The organism is Flavobacterium sp. WC2509 (genome assembly GCF_052683105.1).
Map to the genome: position 1 here is coordinate 4,038,467 of NZ_JBQZFG010000001.1, position 20,039 is coordinate 4,058,505.

Here is a 20,039-nt window from a genome sequence, read left to right on the forward strand (position 1 = left end):
CTAAATTAACTAAACTATGAAATTAAAAATTAAACTTTTGCTGTTGACAGCTTTATTGTTTAATGTAGTGGCTTTTTCTCAAAGCAGATATACATTAACGGGTAAAGTAATTTCGGTGTCAGACAAGGCGCCAATTCCAGGGACAAATGTTATCGTTAATTCCAAAGGAGGAACTACAACCGACATAGATGGCAAGTATTCTATTTCAGTTGAAACCGGTGATAAAATCCAGTTTAGTTTTATTGGATTCAACAATCAGGTAGTCACCATTACCAATCAAAAAACGTTGGATGTAGTTTTGACCAGTATTGAGAATCAATTAGAACAGGTAGTTGTAATTGGTTATGGAACGCAGAAAAAGAAAAACTTGACTGGTTCCATTTCAAAAGTGACTAATAAAACTTTAGACCAAATACCTACTTCTCGTGTCGATGATGCTTTGAATGGCCAGGTTGCAGGGGTGACTATTTTACAAACGAATCCTACGGCTGGAGGAGCACCTACCATAAAAGTAAGAGGGCAAGGTTCTGTGTCTTTTTCGGGTAGTCCATTAATTGTGGTTGATGGTGTCGTACTAGGAAATGATGCCGACTTTTTAGGAAGTTTGGATATGAATAACGTTGAATCCATCGAGATTTTAAAGGATGCCTCTTCGGCTTCTATTTATGGGTCGAGAGGGGCTTATGGTGTGGTAATGATTACCAATAAAAAAGGTAAAGAGGGTAATGCCATATTTTCATACAATACTTTTACAGGGTATAAATATGTGCCAAGTCAGAACATAATGTCAAGTCCAGCAAAGTGGTCGGAACGTGTTTTGGCACAAAACAATGGCGTTCTAACTCCTCAAATGGAAATGATTAAGCGTATGGGGACTCATACCAACTGGGAGGAAGTTATGTATAATGGAGGTATGATCACGGATCATAATTTATCTATAAGTGGAGGTTCTGCCAATACAAAATTCAGGGCTTCTTTGGGTTACAATAATGATGAAGGAGTTCAATTGACTGATGATTTCAAAAAATACAACTTTGCGGTTAATTTAGATACAAAGTCTGGTAAAACGGAATATGGAGTTATGTTGAATCCATCATATACGAATCAGCGTTTGTTTGCTGCGGGTACGGGTAATATCAATTACATTCGTCAACAATCTTGGCTGCCCATTTATCTGGATGAAAATTCTATCAAATATGTAAATCCTTCTTTTATTACTGCAAACGACATTAAAATAGGGGATTATGCAGAAGAGAGATTTTTTACCAATTATAACCTTGCAACAAATACTCCAGGTACAGGAACAACTTCAATAACTGTCACGAATGATGGAAATCCATACGCTAACGTGGTTGAGAGGGAGAACCGTGTATTTCAAACCAAAATGTATGGGAGTACTTATTTAAAATATAATTTTAATAATCACTTTAGTTTCAAACAAACTATTGGGGGCGATTACCGTTTGATTAAGAATGTTAATTTTGCTTCACCTAAAGCATTTTCAGTAACTGCAGCTTCAAATGCATCCTCTTCGTATGGAACAGTAACTACTACCCATATAGCATTTGAAAGTTTGTTTGATTATCATAGAACATTTGGCAAACACGATGTTTCTGTTGTAGCGGCCTATACGTATGAAGATTTTGCTACTGAAACACTCTCCCTTTTAGGAACAGGTTATACAAATGATTTGATTAAAACTATTAGTCCAACTAATGTTTCTAATAATGGTGGATTTACTACTCAAAAAGCGGATCGATTAATTTCATATTTATCTAGAGCAAATTATGCCTATGATGATAGATTCTTATTGTCTTTGAGTATTAGAGCTGATGGTAGTTCAAAATTTGGTTCAAACAACAAGTTTGGTTATTTTCCAGCAGCATCTGTTGGTTGGAGGCTTTCAAACGAAAAATTTCTTTCAGATAGCAAAGTTATTACTGACTTAAAAGTAAGAGCGAGTTATGGTACAACAGGTAACAATGCAGGAATAGATGAATACGCTAGTCAAGCTGTAATTAATGCTACTGGAACTGGTTTTGCAACTACAGGAGCAACAGGATACACAGTTTCAAATCTTGCTAATGATGACCTAAAATGGGAAAAATTAGTAGAATTCAATCCTGGTATCGACGCTGCTTTTTATGGTGGTGCATTCGGATTCTCTTTCGATTATTATCAAAGGACAAACCAAGATTTATTATTGAATTTACCTACTTCGTCAGTTACGGGTTTTTCAACTTATTTGACCAATGCTGGTGAAGTACAAAACAAAGGGTTCGAATTGGAATTGCGTTCCACTAATATAAAAAACAAGAATTTTTCTTGGACATCTTCTGCTTTGTTGTCACACAATGAAAATACTTTAATCGATTTTGAAGGGAACGATGGTTTAGTCAGTGTTGTTGATCCTAAACGTGCTGCGGAATGGATTGCACTTGAAGGACACCCAATTTCCTCTTACTATGGTTATGTGAAAACTAAAGAAATTGATCCAAAATATATTGTTAATCCAATGTACCCAATAAGCGGTCAGCCTCAAGATGTTTATGTAGATGATATTAATGGTGATGGAAAAATTACCACCGATGACAGAACTATTCTAGGTAATCCTTATCCTGATTTTGTGTGGAGTTTAACGAACAACTTCAAATATAAAAATCTGGATTTAAGTTTTATGTTCCAAGGATCTCACGGCGCAGAAGTTAGAACTCTTGATTCACAGTATATGAATAATGAGTTTAATGTTTATCAGGATTTTGCTACGACTACATCTCCTGCTCCTGCTAATGGACTTACACCAGCTCAAACAGCTTTTCCTGATGGTGCTCTAGTACAACAAAGAATTTTTACCAGTGATGATGTTCAGGATGCTTCTTATATAGCTTTGAGAAACATCAATTTAGGATACACTTTTTCTAAAGACATTGTCGATAAATTTGGCTTGTCTAAATTGAGATTTTATTTTGCCGCTCAAAATTTGATGTACATTATGGCCAAAGATTATACGGGTTATAATCCTGAGGGTATTTTTCCAGGATCAACTTCTCCGTTGACAAATGGGTATCAAGTTGGTGCAGCTCCAATCTCCAAAACAATTTCATTTGGATTAAATGTTCAATTTTAAATTTAGAATTATGAAAAAAATAAAATATACAACTTTCGCAAGCTTGTTACTTTTAGGAGTATTAACTTCTTGTACAAAAGATGATTTAGATTTGAAGCCTATATCCAGTACTTATGAAGAAGAATTTTATAAAACAGATAATGATATTTTAGGTTTAGTTCTTGGAGTTTATGACGGATTACAAGCGATTCCTAAGAGAGAGTTTACTTTAACTGAAATGCGTTCTGATAATGCAATTTCTAGAATCCACGAAGGGGAGTATCAACAATTAGAAACATTTAATGTTGATCCTACTAATTCAGTATCAGCAGGGTATTATACTGCAAACTACAATGTTATTTTTAGAGCCAATACAGTTTTAGCACATATTGATGTGATGAAGGATGCTGCTAAAAAGGTAAATTATATTGCAGAAGCCAAATTTTCCAGAGCATTGGCGTATTTTAATTTAGTACGTGCTTATGGTGAAGTTCCATTGATTGATAAATTAGTGACTCCAGCAGAAACAGCCTATTTCGCTAAAAAACCAGTTGCCGATATTTATGCTTTAATTGAAGCTGATTTTACTGCAGCGATTGCAGGATTACCACTAAGAACAGCAACTACATTTGGTCGTGCGACTAAAGGAGCTGCCCAAGGATTGTTGGCAAAGGTTTATTTAACACAGTTTAAATATTCGGCAGCCTTGCCTCTTTTAACTACTTTGATTAATGATACTAGTTCAAATAAATATGCATTGCAAACCCTGTCGCCTCCTACATTGGAAGCATACAAATCTGTGTTTTATACAGAAGGTAACAATGAAATATTATTTGCTATTCCTTATGTAAATGATAGTAGATTTGAAAGTCAGGATTTTTCAATTGAGATGACTATTTCTGGTAATGCATTGGATTATGCTACTGCTAATTTAAGAACTTTTTTGACTGCAAATTCTACGACAGATCTTAGATTTACAACCAATCTCCTTACGACCGTTCCTGCAACGAGTACATCATATGGTCAAAACAACAAATTCACGAAAAATTCCATAGTTGCTGCTCAGGCCGGTAATGACTGGATTGTATTGAGAATGGCCGATGTTCTTTTACTGTATGTAGAGGCTGTTATGGGAACAGCTGCTTCAACTAATGATGCTTCGGCAATTGCGGCATACGACAAAGTTCGAAACCGGTCTTTTGTTACGCCTGTTGTCAGTACGTCCATTACTAAAACAATGTTGCTTGATCAAAGAAGAGTTGAATTTGCATTTGAAAATCAACGTTTGTATGATTTGATTCGTTTTGGTGTTGCGAATACTGTATTGAGTGCCTATTCAAATACTTTTACCGCTACGAAAGACTTATTGCTGCCTTTACCACAATCAGAAATAAATTCAAGCAAAGGTTTGTTGGTTCAAAACCCACTATATTAGAGTACTTACGCAGTTGGGTTATAATTTGAATTAACTTTTATAACCCAGCTGATTTTAACTTATGAGTTAGATCTTATGGAAATTATTTTGGCGAAAATTAAAATTGTAACGATTAGATTTTGACGCTTTTAAATCATTCCAAAAGCTCAAATTAAAATTGAATTTATACTGAATAATTTTAGCGAAAATAGGATGTTCAATTTTGACCATTACATATATTCTTTTTTAGGAATTAATTAAATCAAATATTATAAAAATGAGAGATAGTGAAAAATTTTAAAAAAAATATGATTTAATTTTTTTTAATTAAAAAAAGAAAGTACATTTGGTTATCCAAATTGGTAAACCAGTTTTTGAAACCAAAATAAAATTGTTTTTTAGATAGCTTTCTATATGAATTATATTATGTTTTTATGTTATTTTTTTTTGTAAATTCGCAAAAACCAATCTGGTTAACCAAATTTTATTTAAAATTATAAGTTTATGAAATTAGAAGTACACGTTAAAAAAGACCACGCCGAGGCTATGAATAGTATAATTTCAAAAATTAAGGATTATATCAATTTCAAAAATTTGGAGCCAGATGATAAATTGCCGTCGGAGAGAATGTTATCCGAAAAATTTGGAGTAAGTAGGAGCAGTGTTCGGGAAGCAATACAGCGATTAGAATACTATGGCATTCTGAAATCAATTCCACAAAGCGGTACTTTTGTTGCGAATATTGGGGTAATCGCTATGAACGGAATAATAGACGATATTTTAGAATTGGAGGATTTCAATTTTAAATCTCTGGTTGAAACAAGAATTTTATTAGAACTTAAAACAGTTAGGCTAGCTGCGCTAAGGAGAACGGATGATGATTTAAGAAAGATTAAGGCGGCTTTAGAAGCTTATACTACAAAAGTATTAAACGGGGAAGATGCAGTGCAGGAAGACTTGCTTTTTCATTTAGCCATTGCAAAAGCCAGTGGGAATGCGACTATAAATAATTTGATGTTAATTATAACTCCGGAGATTATCACCAATTTTGGAAAATACCATGTATGCGATGACAATCTAGCCACAATAGGGATTAAAGAACATACGGATATTTATGAGGCGATTATAGCTCAAAACCCGCAATTGGCAAAACAAAAAATGAAAGAGCATTTTAAAGCACTATATCAGTATTGTTATAACATTGAATAATACAGCAAGGGGATAAATTAGAAAACAATTTCCGTGTTTTTTTATAGCTCTATTATCCCCTAAATTAATATTTTTTAGATTTTAAGAATCATATTTACCTTATTTAAAAATACAGGTACAGGGAATGTTACGTTCATTTTTAAATAAAAAAAAACAGCTCAAAATAAAATATAATACAATGAAAGTAAAAGGATTAAGGTGGTGGATTATTGGATTAATAATGCTCATAACTATAATAAATTATCTTGATAGAGGTACATTAAATTATATGTGGGTTGCCAATATAGAGTACAAACTTGTAGCTAAAATAGATGCTGGGCAAAATGAAAATCAAGCTCAGTTTATAGCAGAAAATAATACCTACCGCCTTCTTTCAAAAAGTGGTGATGAAATTATTCAAAAAGCGGCATTAATAACTTTCAAAAATGATAAGCAAATTGTTGTAAATCGTCAGGGGATTGCATACGAATTAGGAATTGTAGATAAAGACGCTTCTCCAGAAGTTGCCTCAAAGCAAGCTAAGGATCAATTGGGAATCATAACCATTTTTTTTATGATTGCTTATGGATTTAGTCAACTTTTTTCAGGTAAATTATATGATAAAATTGGAACACGAAAAGGTTTTGCAACTTCAGTGCTAGTTTGGGGTTTGGCTGATGCACTTACTTCGTTGGCTCAAGGAAAAGTTACCTTAACTGGATTCAGAATGATGCTTGGTTTAGGGGAAGCTGGACCGTGGCCTGGAACAACTAAAAGTAATGCAGAATGGTTTCCTCAAAATGAACGAGCTTTTGCTCAGGGTCTATTTGGAGCGGCTGCATCAATAGGTTCTATTATTGCACCAATCATAATTTTATCGTTATATATTTCACTTGGTTGGAAACTTACATTTGTTGTTGTTGGTTCATTAGGTGTCTTATGGATAATTCCATGGTTAATCATTAATAAAAAGGGACCAAAAGAACACAAATGGATTACAGATGAAGAGCGTGAGTATATTTTGAGTAACCAACCGGAATCGAAAGTAACAAATGAGGTTGCAAAGTCTTGGAGTGAATTATTATCTAATAAAAAAAATTACTCAGTAATATTAGGTCGGTTCTTTCTTGATCCAATTTGGTGGATGTTCGTGACATTTCTTCCAATGTACTTAGTTGAAGAGTTCGGACTTAATATCAAAGAATTAGCATTTTCTGCTTGGGTTCCTTATTTAGGTGCAATGTTAGGTAGTATTGCTGGTGGATGGTTCTCTGGACATTTAATACGAAAAGGAGCTACAGTTGATAAGGCTAGAAAGACAGCCATATTTGTAGGAGGTTGTATTATCGTTCCTGCAATAATTGCATCTGTAATGGCTGTAAATGCTATAATGGCAGTAGTATTAATGGCTTTTGTACTTGGAGGTTTTCAATTTACAATAGTTAACATTCAAACTTTGCCTAGTGATTTGCATTGTGGAAAATCGGTAGGTTCATTAGCAGGTTTAGGCGGAGCTGCTGCTGTATTGGGAACTATTTTGGCCATATTATTTGCAGGTCAAATTGCAAGTTGGACTTTCCTTTTTGGATTGCTTGCTGCCTTAGTGCCATTATCATTGGCTTCAGTATTTTTGACTGTAGGTAAAATTGAACAGATTAAATAAATATAAAAATAATATTATAAAAAATTAAATTAAATAAAATGGGTAAAGTAGCAGTAATAACTGGTGCAACTGGAGGAATTGGTTTCGCAGTAGCAAAAAGATTAGGTAAAGATGGATATACAGTCGTTTTAAACGGTATAGACGATGAAGCGGGAGCTCAAAGAGTAGCAGAACTTGCTGCAGAAGGTGTTACAGCAGAGTATTATAGTTTTGATGTAACAAATGATGTAGCAGTTACGACTAATATCAATAAAATTGGAGAAAAATACGGAAAAATAGATGCTCTGATAAATAATGCTGGTGGTATAGGTATTAGAGCTAGGTTTGAAGAAATGACAACAGAGGAATATAAATTCGTTATGGGTTTGAATCTTGATTCAGTATTTTTTGCTTCAAGAGCCGCTATACCTTTTCTTAAAAAAGGAGAAAAAGCTTCTATCATAAACTATACATCAAATGCAGCATGGAATGGTGCTGGTCCTGGAGCTGGTATTTACGCAACCTCTAAAGGCGGCGTGCAATCTATCACAAGAGCTTTAGCTAAAGATTTAGCTGAATACGGAATTAGAGTAAATGCAGTTTCTCCTGGTACAATAGACACTCCTTTTCACGCACAAATTAAAGCGACTAAACCTGAAGTTTTTGCTTCTTGGAAAAATACAATTTTGTTGGGTAGATTAGGTGAGGCAGAAGAGGTAGCTAATGTTGTAGCATTCTTAGTAAGTGATGAGGCATCCTTCTTAACAGCTGAAACTATCCAAATAGGTGGAGGTCAGGCTTTAGGTATATAATTGAATTTGGATTATATAAAAATTCCTAATTGATTTTTAATCATTAATGCATTACAAGCTAAAAGCCTGCAGCAATAAAACACTTGTTTAATTTAAAGTTTTTTTTGATGCAGGCTTTGTTTTTTTTGGATTGGTTCAAAAACGATGAATCAATTTAATGTTTTGGGTTTTGGTTTAACACTTTTAATTTTTTATCAGTCATGAAATATCTAATTTCTTTTCTTTTACTGCTTTCTTCAGGTTTCACTTTTGCAAAAGTATCTGTACCCAAATTTTTTTCAAGCCATATGGTTTTGCAGCGTGATGCTCCAATCACAATTTATGGTTGGGCTGATGCCGGCAAAACTGTAAAAATTAACTTTAACAACAAGAATATAGAAGCCAAAGCTAATGCAAATGGTGAGTGGACTGTTGATTTTAAAGGACAAAAAGCAGGAGGTCCGTATAAAATAATAATTGTAGAAGACAATACAATTACTTTGGAAGACATTTATATTGGAGATGTTTGGTTTTGTTCCGGACAATCCAATATGGGCTGGAAATTGGAAGATGCTTTAAACGGAAAAGAAGAACTTTCGAAAGCGAATTATGAAAAAATCAAACTGTTGCAAGTTTCAAGAACTATGGCTGGCTTGCCGCAAAAAGATATTGAGAAAGGACAATGGGAAACTTGCTCTCCCGAAAATGCTGAAGGATTTTCGGCTGTTGCTTATTTTTTTGGAAGAGAACTGTATCAAGAATATAATGTTCCAATTGGATTGATAAATTCTTCATGGGGCGGTACCAACATTGAGGCTTGGATGAGCGAGGATGTTATGGGAAAACATGAGTCTGCAAAAAAGGTAATTGCAGAAATGAAAAATATCAATTTTTCGGATCTAACTAAGAACTACAATAAAGATTTTAAGAACTGGGAGGAGAGAGCGGATAAATTGGATATTGGAATGCAAGAAAGATGGTTCGACAATTCCTATGACACATCATCGTGGAAAAATTTAAGTGTTCCAACTTTATGGGAAACTGCAAAAATAGCACCAAGCGATGGAATTGTTTGGGTTTCCAAAACTTTTGAATTAACCCAGGGAGATTTGTCCGGTAAAGAATTACTCTTAAGCATTGGCCGCGTTGATAATGAAGATGTCACTTACATCAATGGGAAAATTGTTGGAGAAAGTAAAATAAAAGACTTGGATCGCTTTTATAAAATCTCCAATACTGCGTTATCAGTCGGTAAAAATACAATTACCATTCGTGTAAAAAATAGTGGAGATATTGGTGGTTTCCGAAGTGCAAAAGAAGCGCTGTATCTACAAACCGCTTCGCAAAAGATTTCTTTGGCCGGAGATTGGAAATATGAAATTGGAACCAAAAATATCGAAGAAGTGCCCGTAAGACAGCATCCTAATTTATATCCGACCTCTTTATATAATGGAATGGTTGCACCGTTTTTGGGAATTAAAATCAAGGGTGTCATTTGGTATCAAGCAGAATCAAATTCGAAGAATGCTGTTGAATATGCTGATTTATTTAAAGACATGATTACAGATTGGAGAAAAAAATGGAAGTCGGATTTCACTTTTATTTTTGCCCAATTGCCCAATTATGCAGGTCAAAATAACAGTTGGGTTACACTTCGCGAATCACAAGCCAAAGCATTGGAATTGAAAAATACCGGAATGGCAGTTCTGATTGATGTGGGTACTGATGACAACATTCATCCAATTCATAAACAGATTGTTGGAAAAAGAATGGCAACTATTGCAGGAAATCTAGCTTATGGTAAAAAAGAATTGAGTGCTTCGGCTCCTGTTTTTGAAAAACAGAAAATTGAAGGGAATACAATAATGGTTACTTTCAAAAATGGAACATTTGCTGCCGAAACTCTTAAATCAGGGATTAGCGGTTTTATGATTGCTGGTAGCGATAATAAATTCTACACCGCAAACGCTACTTTGCAAAATGACATGAAAACTATAAAATTAAGCAGCGATAAAGTTTCCGAGCCAAAAGAAGTTCGGTATTTATGGAATGACGCTCCGGGAAAAGTAATGCTCTATAACAAAGACGGGCTTGCAACTCCGCCTTTCAGAACCGATGGTTTGTAATTGCATTTTTTGGATGTTATGTTGATGGAATACTTGCTTTGTTTTAATAATTTTTAAAAATTGTATTGATGAGAAATTTGTTGTTTTTTGTTGTTGTCTTTATGTTATTTTCCTTTGGAAAAAAGGAAAGCGGTAGCGGTATTAAAGTAAAGAACCAGGAAGAGTTAAAAACCGCTATCAAAAATGCCGTTGCTGGAGACGAAATTATTCTGAGCAATGGGGTTTGGAAAGATATCCAAATTAAATTTTATGGAAAAGGAACTAAAGACGCTCCAATAGTTTTACGTGCGGAAACAGCCGGAAAAGTGTTTATTGAAGGACTTTCTGATTTGAAAATAGGGGGAGTGTATTTGGAAGTAAGAGGGCTTTATTTTAAAAATGGTCACACTCCTTCGAAATCGGTTATTGATTTTCATATCGATTCAGAAAACATTGCCAATAACTGTAAAGTATCGGATTGTGTTATCGAAAATTTCACGCAGCTTAACAGAAATGAAAAGGATCATTGGATAGAGTTTTGGGGAAGGCATAACCAATTGAATCATTGCTCTATTACGGGAAAATCCAATTCGGGTCCAACTGTTTTTGTTGGATTGGAAGGGAATGAACACATTAATAACTACCATCAAATTACCAACAATTATTTTGGTCCAAGGCCAAGAAAAGGAGGTCCTCATGGCGAAACCCTGCAAATAGGGGACAGCAACACATCAATGGTTCCATCTTATACAAATGTTGCTAATAATCTTTTTGAACGTTGCGACGGCGAAGTGGAGATTATTTCGAACAAATCCAATAATAACGAGTATAGAAATAACATTTTTTATAAATGTGAGGGGTCTTTGGTCTTAAGACATGGAAATTATTGTACCATCGACGGAAATCTATTTATTGGAGATGATAGTTCTGAATTTATGGGAGGAATTCGGGTTATCAATACGGGACACTTGGTTACCAATAATTATTTTTATAAAATTAAAGGCAAAGAATTTAGAAGTGCTTTGGCTGTAATGAATGGCGTTCCAAAATCACCGCAAAACCGCTACAATCAAGTGACGGACGTGGTTGTGGCTTATAATACTTTTGTCGATTGCAAGACTCCTTGGCAGTTTAGTGTGGGAGCCAATATGGATAAAAGTGATGTTTTGCCGGCGCAGGAAATACGTTCTGCCAGACCTGAAAGAATGATTGTAGCGAATAATGTTATTTATAATGCTAAAGATGAGTTTCCAATAAAAGCATACGACAAAGTAGATGGCATTTTGTTTAAAAATAATATCATCAACAGCATTAATAAAAGTGATATTAAAAACGAAGGAATAAAAACAAAGCAGCTTACAGTGACTAAGGTGTCTGATTGGCTTTATGTACCTACAATTGACGAAAAAGAATTATATGCCGGATTTGAATTTGAGAATATAAAACAAGATGTTTTTTTAAATAGCAGAGTAGCGTCAAATGGAGCAGGAGCAATTGTCTTGCCAGTAGATAAAAGCAAAGGAATAATTAACAAAAAAGTATATGGTGCGCATTGGTTTTCAACTGAACCACTAAAAGAAACATCAAAAACAATACAAGTAGGTTCAGAAAAGGAATTGACTGTAGCATTGGCTCAAGCGAAATCTGGAACTACAATCGAATTAAAAAAAGGAGTTTATGAGATTGCATCATCTTTGATAATTGACAAGAAAATCACACTTAAGTCCAAGAACGAAAAGACAAGAGCAATAATACATTATTCAGGCCAAGCCAATAATCCTGCTTTCTTGATGGAACCTAAAGGGAATTTAATTTTGGAAAATATTATTCTCAAGGGGGCAAATGGACAACATGCTTTTGCAACTAAGGAGAAAGAAATGTTTTCTGCTTATAATTTAAAGATAAAAAATACTGAAATAAGTGATTTTGATTGTGTTTTAAAAGCCTATAAAAATTCTTTTGCAGATACGGTTTCAATAGACAATACCGTTATTAAAAACTGTAAAAGAGGGTTAATATTGGCGGAAGAAAACGATGATTTAGGAGAATACAATGCCGAGTTTGTGTATATCACGAATTCTAAAATTGATAATGTTCAAAATAGTATTTTAGATTATTATCGTGGTGGTTATGATGAGTCTACAATTGGTGGAAACCTAGTTTTTCAAAACAACATCATTACGAATTGTGGTAAAGAAGAGAAAAGTGGAGTGTTGATAAAAACGACAGGAATTGTGAATGTAGAAATTTCAAAAAACAGTTTTTTAAATAACACTGTAAAATTTATTGCGGTTCTTTGGGGTGAAAAAAAACAGGAACCAAAAGAGAATATAATCAAAAACTCGGGAGAATTTAAAACAGAACAAAATTTGAAACAAAAAATGATGTACTGATCTTTATGAATAATTAGATTATTCTAGAAATGTAAAAACCCACTAAATTATTGAATTTAGTGGGTTTTTTGAAATTATTTGCTTCTCAGCTCGCGGAGAAAGAGGGATTCGAACCCCCGGACCTGTTACAGTCAACAGTTTTCAAGACTGCCGCATTCGACCGCTCTGCCATTTCTCCAGTATGTCGCAATCATTTTCTGATTGCGAGTGCAAATATAGTTAGTTTTTCTAGATGGCAAAACATTTTTTATAAAAAAAATAAACACTTTTTTTAACGACCAACTTAAGTCTTTTGTTCTGCGTGAGTTAGTTTGTCGTTTTGTTTTAAAAACTTTTTAAAAACTTACTAATACTTTACATATTCTGTAATTTCCAGACCATAACCTATCATTCCTACTCTTTTGCTTTGCTCAGTATTGGATACCAGACGAATTTTTGAAATGTCAATATCATGCAATATTTGAGCCCCAATTCCATAATCTTTGGTGTCAATAACAACTTTTGGAGCTTTCATTGTTCCATCAGCTTGAAGTGCTTTTAATTCGACAACTCTATTTAATAAATTGACAGCCGACATATCTTGATTAATAAAAATTACAGCACCTTTACCATTTTCATTAATGATTCGAAACATATCATCCAATTGTTGATCAACATTATTAGTCAATGTTCCTAATAAGTCATTATTTACCTGTGAAGAATGGATTCTTGTCAATATAGGTTCACCAAGATTCCAAGTCCCTTTGGTTAGTGCGATGTGAATTTGTTTGTTTGTGATTTGCTCGTAGGCTCTTAAACGAAAAGTTCCAAAACGAGTATTGATGTCAAAATCTTCTTTTTTGATGATTAAACTATCGTGTTGCATTCTATAAGCAACCAATGCTTCAATAGAAACTAATTTTAAGTTGAATTTCTTCGCTACTTTGGCTAATTGTGGTAATCGAGCCATAGAACCATCTTCATTCATGATTTCGACAATCACACCAGCGGGTTTAAAGCCTGCCAATCGAGCAAAATCAATAGCAGCTTCTGTATGTCCTGTTCTTCTCAAAACACCTCCTTGCTTAGCAATCAAAGGGAAAATATGCCCTGGACGTGCCAAATCATGTGGCTTCGTACTTGGATCTACCAATGATAGTACTGTTTTTGCTCTATCTGCGGCAGAGATTCCTGTTGTTACTCCTTTGCCTCTTAAATCTACCGAAACTGTAAAAGCAGTTTCCATAGGATCAGTGTTATTATGTACCATTACATGCAACCCCAATTCTTTACAACGACTTTCCGTTAATGGAGCGCATATTAGACCACGACCATGTGTAGCCATAAAGTTGATCATTTCGGGAGTTACTTTATCGGCAGCAGCCAAAAAATCACCTTCATTTTCACGATCTTCATCATCAACTACAATAATTATTTTACCTTGACGAATGTCCTCAATGGCTTCTTCTATAGTGTTGAGTTGTATTTTTGTAACAGACATGTTATTCTTTATTTTGAGATGGAATTATTTTTTGAATTATTTTTTGAAACCCTTTTTGAATCGGAGTTAGCAGTACGTCTAAATTGATTAGACCAATATCATTTGTAGCACGATATGTTAATAAAATAGCCAAAGGGGTTAGAATCATCGAAGACATCCAAGAACCTAAGAAAGGTGTTAATCCATCCTCTTGTGAAATTCTTTTACCAAAAGTATTGATGAAGTGAAAGGATATAAAGATTAATACCGCAAATACGATTGGCAAACCAACTCCTCCTTTTCGGATAATAGCTCCTAGTGGAGCTCCAATAAAAAACATTAAGAAACAGGCGTATACAATTACAAACTTGTCGTATAGTGATAATATATGTTTGTTTATGTTTTTCTTTTTTAGGTCTAGTTCATTTTTAGTAGCATCAATAGAATACAACATATTTTGTGCATTGGTGTTTGCGGCATTTAAAACTTTACCTTTTTCTTCATTGTTAAAAAGTGATAACAAATTTTTTGTCAAGGTTTTTTTCTTTTTTATAACTGGTGCAGTATTAGTACCTACAGAAGTAATTTTGTTTCCGCTGTTTTCAGAAAAATTAATGATTTCAGTATCTCTATTTTTGTTTAAGGAGTCTAAAGTGTATTTCAAATCACTAACGTTAAGCATGTTATTTGTATTCGAAACCGATTCGTCTTGCGTATCTACTTTGTTTAGTTTTGATAAATCTATATTAATGCGATACTTTTTAAACGAACTCTTTGCGAATGGCATTTTTTCACGATCTTCATACGTTTTAGCCAGTATATCTTGATAATAGTTACCATCATTCAATACTAATTGCAGTAGGTTTGTATTTTCATTACTAATTAATTCTCCGTTTGTGGCACGAATTACTGTTTTACTTCCGTCGCCATTTACAGATTTTTCATGAATAGTAATACCCGTTAAATGATTTCCATTTTCGCCAGATTTTTTATTCACCTTAATATTGTACAAGCCAATATCGCTAAATTGTCCTTCGGTGATAGCTAGAGCAGGTTTGGCTTGAGCAATGTTTTTTCTGAAATTAACAAACCTAAATTCGGCATACGGAATCACATTATTGGCAAACAAAAAAGCAATAATACTCAATATTGCAATGGCAATGGTCAAAGTCCTCATAGCTCTTTGCAGCGAAATACCAGAAGATTTCATAGCAGCAAATTCATAATGTTCGGATAAACTTCCGAAAGACATTATCGAAGCCAATAATATAGAAAGTGGTAATACCAAAGGCACAATTCGAGGCATCGAAAAAGCCAGGAATTTAATAACCATTACAAAGTCCAGGTCTTTACCAGCTAATTCAGCAATAAATAACCAAACCGTTTGAAGTATGAATACGAAAAAAAGGATAACAAATACCGTAGCAAATGTCCCGAGGAATGTTTTTAATAAGTATTTATCTAGAATTTTCACCTAATAATTAGTCTAATTTTGTGATCGTATAATTGGAGTATTTACTCGCGACAAAGGTAAATTGATTTTTTGGCAATGCTTGATTTGTTTTAAAAGAATTCACTGTCAATGTCGTTTTTGTTCCTTTTTTGGCAACTTCAATTACATTGTAGATATTATTAGTTTTAGTGTCAATACCAACCAAAATCTCTTTTCTTTGATCTTTGGTGTTAGTAGGAACTAGTTTTACGTATTGTATTTTTTTACCACTTACATTCTGAACAATATCCATCGAACAATTATATCCTTTATTAAAAAAAGTCAACATTTTCGAAGGCGTAATAGCTGAATCGTCTTTCTCATTTAGTGTCGAAATTGTTACTTCTTCATCTTCAGGAACAATAGTATAGGTTTTTTTACCATCAAAAAGTTTAGTGATTCCCATAAAATTCAAAACATATTGATTCCCTTTCATCACCACTGAACCTCTACTATCCTGATTAATATTCTCTTTCGCATTATTCAGCGAATATTTAAAATCAATAGTAATATTGTCATAACTTTTTACTTTGGCAGTTACTTTATCTAGTAAATCCTTTGCTTTTTTATCTTGCGCCTGTGTTGATAATCCAATGAAAAAGAGGAATAAAAATCCTAAAACTGCCTTCATTCTTATTTTGTTTTGTATTGCCATTTGTTTTGTGTTTTAGGTATTCTAAATACTATTTTAGTGTGTTTCGTAATTCTTTGGGCGTGACTCTATTTAGAAAAGGGGCTTATTTTGTTTGCGGTCATTAGCCCCTTCTCTAAATAGAGTCGGGCTATACGCGCTACTTTGGTAGCTAGCTTCTATCCCTCACGCGGATTCGTGTAACTAAAAATTTGGAGCAAAAGTAAAAAGCTTAAAAGGGAAAAGCATTAAAAAAAAGCTAAATTTCTAATATTGGAGTCCAAAAGTCTAATAATCTAAAAATCCAATAGTCAAAATCCGGAAATCTAACTTTCATTATTAAAAAATTGATCTAGTCCTGTCAAATCCTGAATATTCACACTTCGAGCCTTACTTCCTTCAAAAGGGCCTACAATTCCAGCAGCTTCTAGTTGATCAATAAGTCGACCAGCTCTGTTATAACCCAGTTTTAGTTTTCGTTGCAATAAAGAAGCCGATCCTTGTTGTGCATTTACAATCACTTCGGCAGCTTCTCTAAACAAAGTATCTCTTTCAGAAATGTCCATTTCCAAATTTACGCCACCATCTTCTCCAACAAATTCAGGAAGTAAATAAGCAGTTGCATACGCTTTTTGTGAACCTATAAAATCTACAATTTTTTCAACTTCAGGGGTGTCTACAAAAGCACATTGCACCCTTACAACATCATTCCCATTTGAATACAATAGATCTCCACGACCAATTAATTGATCTGCTCCCTGGGTATCAAGAATGGTTCTCGAGTCAATTTTAGAAGAAACTCTAAATGCAATTCTCGCAGGAAAATTGGCTTTAATTAAACCAGTAATTACGTTTACCGATGGTCTTTGCGTAGCTATAATCAAGTGAATACCAATTGCTCTGGCTAATTGTGCTAATCGTGCAATAGGCATTTCAACTTCTTTTCCAGCTGTCATAATCAAATCGGCAAACTCATCGACTACTAATATAATATAAGGTAAAAATCGATGTCCATTTTCAGGATTCAACTTTCGAGACTTGAATTTTTCGTTGTATTCTTTTATGTTTCGAACCATTGCATCTTTCAAAAGATTATAACGGTTGTCCATTTCAACACAAAGAGAATTCAACGTGTTTACCACTTTTGCATTATCGGTAATAATAGCATCATCAGTATCTGGAAGTTTGGCCAAATAATGTCTTTCAATTTTATTAAAAAGTGTTAGTTCGACTTTTTTAGGATCGACCATCACAAATTTAATTTCTGCAGGATGTTTTTTGTAAAGCAACGAAGTAATCACGGCATTCAATCCAACCGATTTTCCTTGCCCTGTTGCACCTGCCATCAATAAGTGAGGCATTTTTGCTAAATCGACAACAAAAGTTTCATTCGAAATAGTTTTTCCTAAAGCGATTGGTAACTCCATTTCAGCTTCTTGAAATTTAGCAGAACCAATCACACTTTTCATCGAAACCATTGTAGGGTTCTTGTTTGGAACCTCAATACCAATAGTTCCTTTTCCTGGAATAGGAGCGATGATACGAATTCCTAATGCCGAAAGTGACAAGGCAATATCATCTTCTAAACTCTTGATTTTAGAAATTCGGATTCCTGCTTCGGGTACGATTTCATATAAAGTAACCGATGGACCAACTGTCGCTTTTATTTGTGCAATTTCTATTTTATAATTGCGAAGCGTTTCCACAATTTTGTTTTTGTTCTCTTCAAGTTCTTCTTGATTGATAGTAATTCCACCTGTCGAATATTCCTTTAATAAATCAATAGTTGGGTATTTATAATTGGATAAATCCAAAGTAGGATCGAATAATCCAAAGTCGGATACTAGGCGAGAGGCTAAATTATCTTCAATAATATCTTCTTCAACGGCTTTTTCGATTACAAAAGCTTCTTCTTTTACGGGTTCTGCTTTTGGAGAAATCTCCAATGGTAGTGGTTTGAGTGTTGGCTCTAAATTAATTTCTGAAGAACTTGAAATAGTAGGTTTTAATGCCTCTTTGTTAATTTCAAATTGTGAACCAGTTGTTTTTAAATGGATATTGTCTAATAATTCTTCTTCTTCCTCTTTTGGCTCTTCAACAGCAAACTCTTCTAAGTTATAACTAGGATCATTTGAAGAGGGCACAGGACGGATAGCGATATCTTCTTTAATTTCTTTTTTAGTACTCTCAAAAAACGACTGTACCTTTTCAGGAGACATTTGCATTTTGAAAATCAAATAAATAATTAAACCGAAAATAAGAGTTAATAACGTTCCTGTTTTTCCAATGTAATCCTGTATTAGTAAATTGAGTTCATAGCCGATAGTTCCTCCCAATTCGGGTACTGAAGTTGCAAAAAAACCAAATAAAATCGATAGGATGATAATGACGAATAAATCCCAAAACCAAATGCCTTTTAGCTTTTTGATCGAAAGATTTAAAACTAAATACATTCCAGTAAGGAAAAACAAACGTACAAACAGAAATGAAGCAATACCAAAACCTTGGTAAATAATTAAGTCGGCAAGAAAGGCACCAAATTTTCCGAGCCAGTTTTGAACAATTTCTTTGCGATTCGTTAATTCAGAAACAGCACTTTGGTCTATTTGTCCGTAGATGAAAAAAGAAACAAAGGCAACTAACAATGCAACTGAAAATAAAACCAGTAAACAACCCAATACAATTTGGTGTTGTTTACTGATTCCCCAAGTTTTTTTTTCTACAGATTCTGAATCTGGTTTATTATTTGGAGCTGTAGGTTTTATTTTTTTTGCCATTCTTTGGTTAAACTAGTTTCTATAAAAAGTAGGGTACATATATAATTAATCCGATTATGATTGCTGTAATTGCAGAAAACATCACTGCACCAGCAGCAATATCTTTTATAAATCCAATTCTTTCGTGGTAATTTGGGTGAATAAAATCAGCAATTTTTTCTACAGCAGTATTCAATCCTTCGATACTCATTACAAATCCAATAGCCAAGGTCTGAAAAAGCCATTCTGTTTTAGTTATATTAAGATAAAAACCAAGAATAGTTATTAAGATGCCGATTGAAAACTGCACCATTATACTGTGCTCGGTTGTAATTAATTTTAGAGCTCCTTTTACAGCAAATGTGACACTCTTAAGGCGACCCTTAACGAAAGTATTGTCTTTTTGAAATTCCATATAAATTTAAAGAGCAGCTAAAGCAGCTTCGTAATTAGGTTCGTTTGCAATTTCACCAACTTGTTCAGTATGTGTAACCACTCCGTTTTCGTCAACAACGATAATAACGCGAGAGTGTAAACCAGTTAATGGACCATCAACAATTTCTAAACCATTATTTTTTCCAAAAGTACCTTCTTGAAAATCAGATAAGTTTACAACATTTTCAAGACCTTCAGCACCACAAAAACGTTTTTGTGCGAATGGTAAATCTCTTGAAATACATAAAACTGTAGTGTTTGCTAAGTTGCTAGCACTTTCGTTGAATTTTCTAACAGAGGTAGCGCAAGTTCCAGTATCGATACTTGGAAAAATATTTAAAACCAATTTTTTACCTGCAAAAGTGCTTAAATCTGCAATTGATAAATCATTTTTAACTAATTTAAAATCAGCTAATTTTGAACCAATTTTTGGTAATTCACCTGAAGTATGCACTGGATTTCCTCCTAATGTTATAGTCGCCATATTATTTGTTTTTTTTGTGAGGTTCAAAAGTAAGGATTAATATTTGAATGTAAAAGTATTTGTTGGTTGAGAAAAGGGTTTTAGAGTAGCGTCTAAATTTGTAATGATTATCATTACGTTGTTATCAAGTATGGATCAACTTT

At 33.9% G+C, this 20,039-nt stretch carries 13 protein-coding genes and 1 tRNA gene; 7 read left to right on the top strand and 7 right to left on the bottom strand.

The window, feature by feature from the left end:
• The first annotated feature begins 16 nt into the window (after positions 1-16).
• From ACUN3A_RS16720 to ACUN3A_RS16750, 7 genes are all read left to right on the top strand, one after another.
• Positions 17-3,127: a SusC/RagA family TonB-linked outer membrane protein gene (locus tag ACUN3A_RS16720; RefSeq protein WP_445552424.1), complete on the top strand. Its 3,111-nt coding sequence runs from the start codon at positions 17-19 to the stop codon at positions 3,125-3,127.
• Positions 3,128-3,137: 10 nt separating this feature from the next.
• On the top strand, positions 3,138-4,541 hold the full coding sequence (locus ACUN3A_RS16725) for a RagB/SusD family nutrient uptake outer membrane protein (protein ID WP_445552425.1): 1,404 nt from the start codon (positions 3,138-3,140) through the stop codon (positions 4,539-4,541).
• Positions 4,542-5,024: 483 nt separating this feature from the next.
• A complete protein-coding gene (locus ACUN3A_RS16730; RefSeq protein WP_445552426.1) occupies positions 5,025-5,729 on the top strand; it encodes a FadR/GntR family transcriptional regulator in 705 nt (234 codons plus the stop codon).
• 178 nt (positions 5,730-5,907) lie between these two features.
• Positions 5,908-7,371 (top strand): MFS transporter, encoded by a 1,464-nt coding sequence (locus ACUN3A_RS16735; protein ID WP_445552427.1) that lies wholly within the window; start codon positions 5,908-5,910, stop codon positions 7,369-7,371.
• A gap of 38 nt (positions 7,372-7,409) precedes the next feature.
• Positions 7,410-8,162, top strand: coding sequence for an SDR family NAD(P)-dependent oxidoreductase (locus ACUN3A_RS16740; RefSeq protein WP_445552428.1), 753 nt, complete (start codon positions 7,410-7,412; stop codon positions 8,160-8,162).
• 200 nt (positions 8,163-8,362) lie between these two features.
• Complete coding sequence (locus ACUN3A_RS16745) at positions 8,363-10,267, top strand: sialate O-acetylesterase (RefSeq protein ID WP_445552429.1); 1,905 nt, start codon at positions 8,363-8,365, stop codon at positions 10,265-10,267.
• Between the two features lie 68 nt (positions 10,268-10,335).
• Positions 10,336-12,639, top strand: a complete 2,304-nt coding sequence (locus ACUN3A_RS16750) for a chondroitinase-B domain-containing protein (RefSeq protein WP_445552430.1) — start codon at positions 10,336-10,338, stop codon at positions 12,637-12,639.
• A gap of 93 nt (positions 12,640-12,732) precedes the next feature.
• On the opposite strand, the gene ACUN3A_RS16755 is transcribed toward ACUN3A_RS16750, so the two are convergent.
• The 7 genes from ACUN3A_RS16755 to tpx all read right to left on the bottom strand — a co-directional run bounded on the left by ACUN3A_RS16755 (position 12,733) and on the right by tpx (position 19,896).
• Positions 12,733-12,817: transfer RNA gene (locus ACUN3A_RS16755), tRNA-Ser, on the bottom strand.
• 168 nt (positions 12,818-12,985) lie between these two features.
• Positions 12,986-14,119: a 3,4-dihydroxy-2-butanone-4-phosphate synthase gene (ribB, locus tag ACUN3A_RS16760; protein ID WP_445552431.1), complete on the bottom strand. Its 1,134-nt coding sequence runs from the start codon at positions 14,117-14,119 to the stop codon at positions 12,986-12,988.
• 1 nt (position 14,120) lies between these two features.
• A complete protein-coding gene (locus ACUN3A_RS16765) occupies positions 14,121-15,572 on the bottom strand; it encodes an LptF/LptG family permease (protein ID WP_445552432.1) in 1,452 nt (483 codons plus the stop codon).
• 7 nt (positions 15,573-15,579) lie between these two features.
• Entirely contained in the window at positions 15,580-16,221 is a 642-nt protein-coding gene (locus ACUN3A_RS16770) for a LolA family protein (protein ID WP_445552847.1), read from the bottom strand.
• Positions 16,222-16,547: 326 nt separating this feature from the next.
• Positions 16,548-18,998, bottom strand: a complete 2,451-nt coding sequence (locus ACUN3A_RS16775) for a DNA translocase FtsK (RefSeq protein WP_445552433.1) — start codon at positions 18,996-18,998, stop codon at positions 16,548-16,550.
• A gap of 19 nt (positions 18,999-19,017) precedes the next feature.
• The gene (locus tag ACUN3A_RS16780) at positions 19,018-19,392 is read right to left on the bottom strand and encodes a diacylglycerol kinase family protein (protein WP_445552434.1); all 375 of its coding nucleotides are present in this window, start codon (positions 19,390-19,392) and stop codon (positions 19,018-19,020) included.
• A gap of 6 nt (positions 19,393-19,398) precedes the next feature.
• Entirely contained in the window at positions 19,399-19,896 is a 498-nt protein-coding gene (tpx, locus tag ACUN3A_RS16785; RefSeq protein WP_445552435.1) for a thiol peroxidase, read from the bottom strand.
• Positions 19,897-20,039 lie beyond the last annotated feature (143 nt).

What these genes read in the sequence shown, in the direction of transcription:
- ribB (WP_445552431.1), bottom strand. Translation starts at nt 14,119, where the DNA reads ATGTCTGTTACAAAAATACAACTCAACACTATAGAAGAAGCCATTGAG.
- ACUN3A_RS16770 (WP_445552847.1), bottom strand. Translation starts at nt 16,221, where the DNA reads ATGAAGGCAGTTTTAGGATTTTTATTCCTCTTTTTCATTGGATTATCA.
- ACUN3A_RS16780 (WP_445552434.1), bottom strand. Translation starts at nt 19,392, where the DNA reads ATGGAATTTCAAAAAGACAATACTTTCGTTAAGGGTCGCCTTAAGAGT.
- ACUN3A_RS16745 (WP_445552429.1), top strand. Translation starts at nt 8,363, where the DNA reads ATGAAATATCTAATTTCTTTTCTTTTACTGCTTTCTTCAGGTTTCACT.
- tpx (WP_445552435.1), bottom strand. Translation starts at nt 19,896, where the DNA reads ATGGCGACTATAACATTAGGAGGAAATCCAGTGCATACTTCAGGTGAA.
- ACUN3A_RS16740 (WP_445552428.1), top strand. Translation starts at nt 7,410, where the DNA reads ATGGGTAAAGTAGCAGTAATAACTGGTGCAACTGGAGGAATTGGTTTC.
- ACUN3A_RS16775 (WP_445552433.1), bottom strand. Translation starts at nt 18,998, where the DNA reads ATGGCAAAAAAAATAAAACCTACAGCTCCAAATAATAAACCAGATTCA.
- ACUN3A_RS16720 (WP_445552424.1), top strand. Translation starts at nt 17, where the DNA reads ATGAAATTAAAAATTAAACTTTTGCTGTTGACAGCTTTATTGTTTAAT.
- ACUN3A_RS16730 (WP_445552426.1), top strand. Translation starts at nt 5,025, where the DNA reads ATGAAATTAGAAGTACACGTTAAAAAAGACCACGCCGAGGCTATGAAT.
- ACUN3A_RS16725 (WP_445552425.1), top strand. Translation starts at nt 3,138, where the DNA reads ATGAAAAAAATAAAATATACAACTTTCGCAAGCTTGTTACTTTTAGGA.
- ACUN3A_RS16750 (WP_445552430.1), top strand. Translation starts at nt 10,336, where the DNA reads ATGAGAAATTTGTTGTTTTTTGTTGTTGTCTTTATGTTATTTTCCTTT.
- ACUN3A_RS16735 (WP_445552427.1), top strand. Translation starts at nt 5,908, where the DNA reads ATGAAAGTAAAAGGATTAAGGTGGTGGATTATTGGATTAATAATGCTC.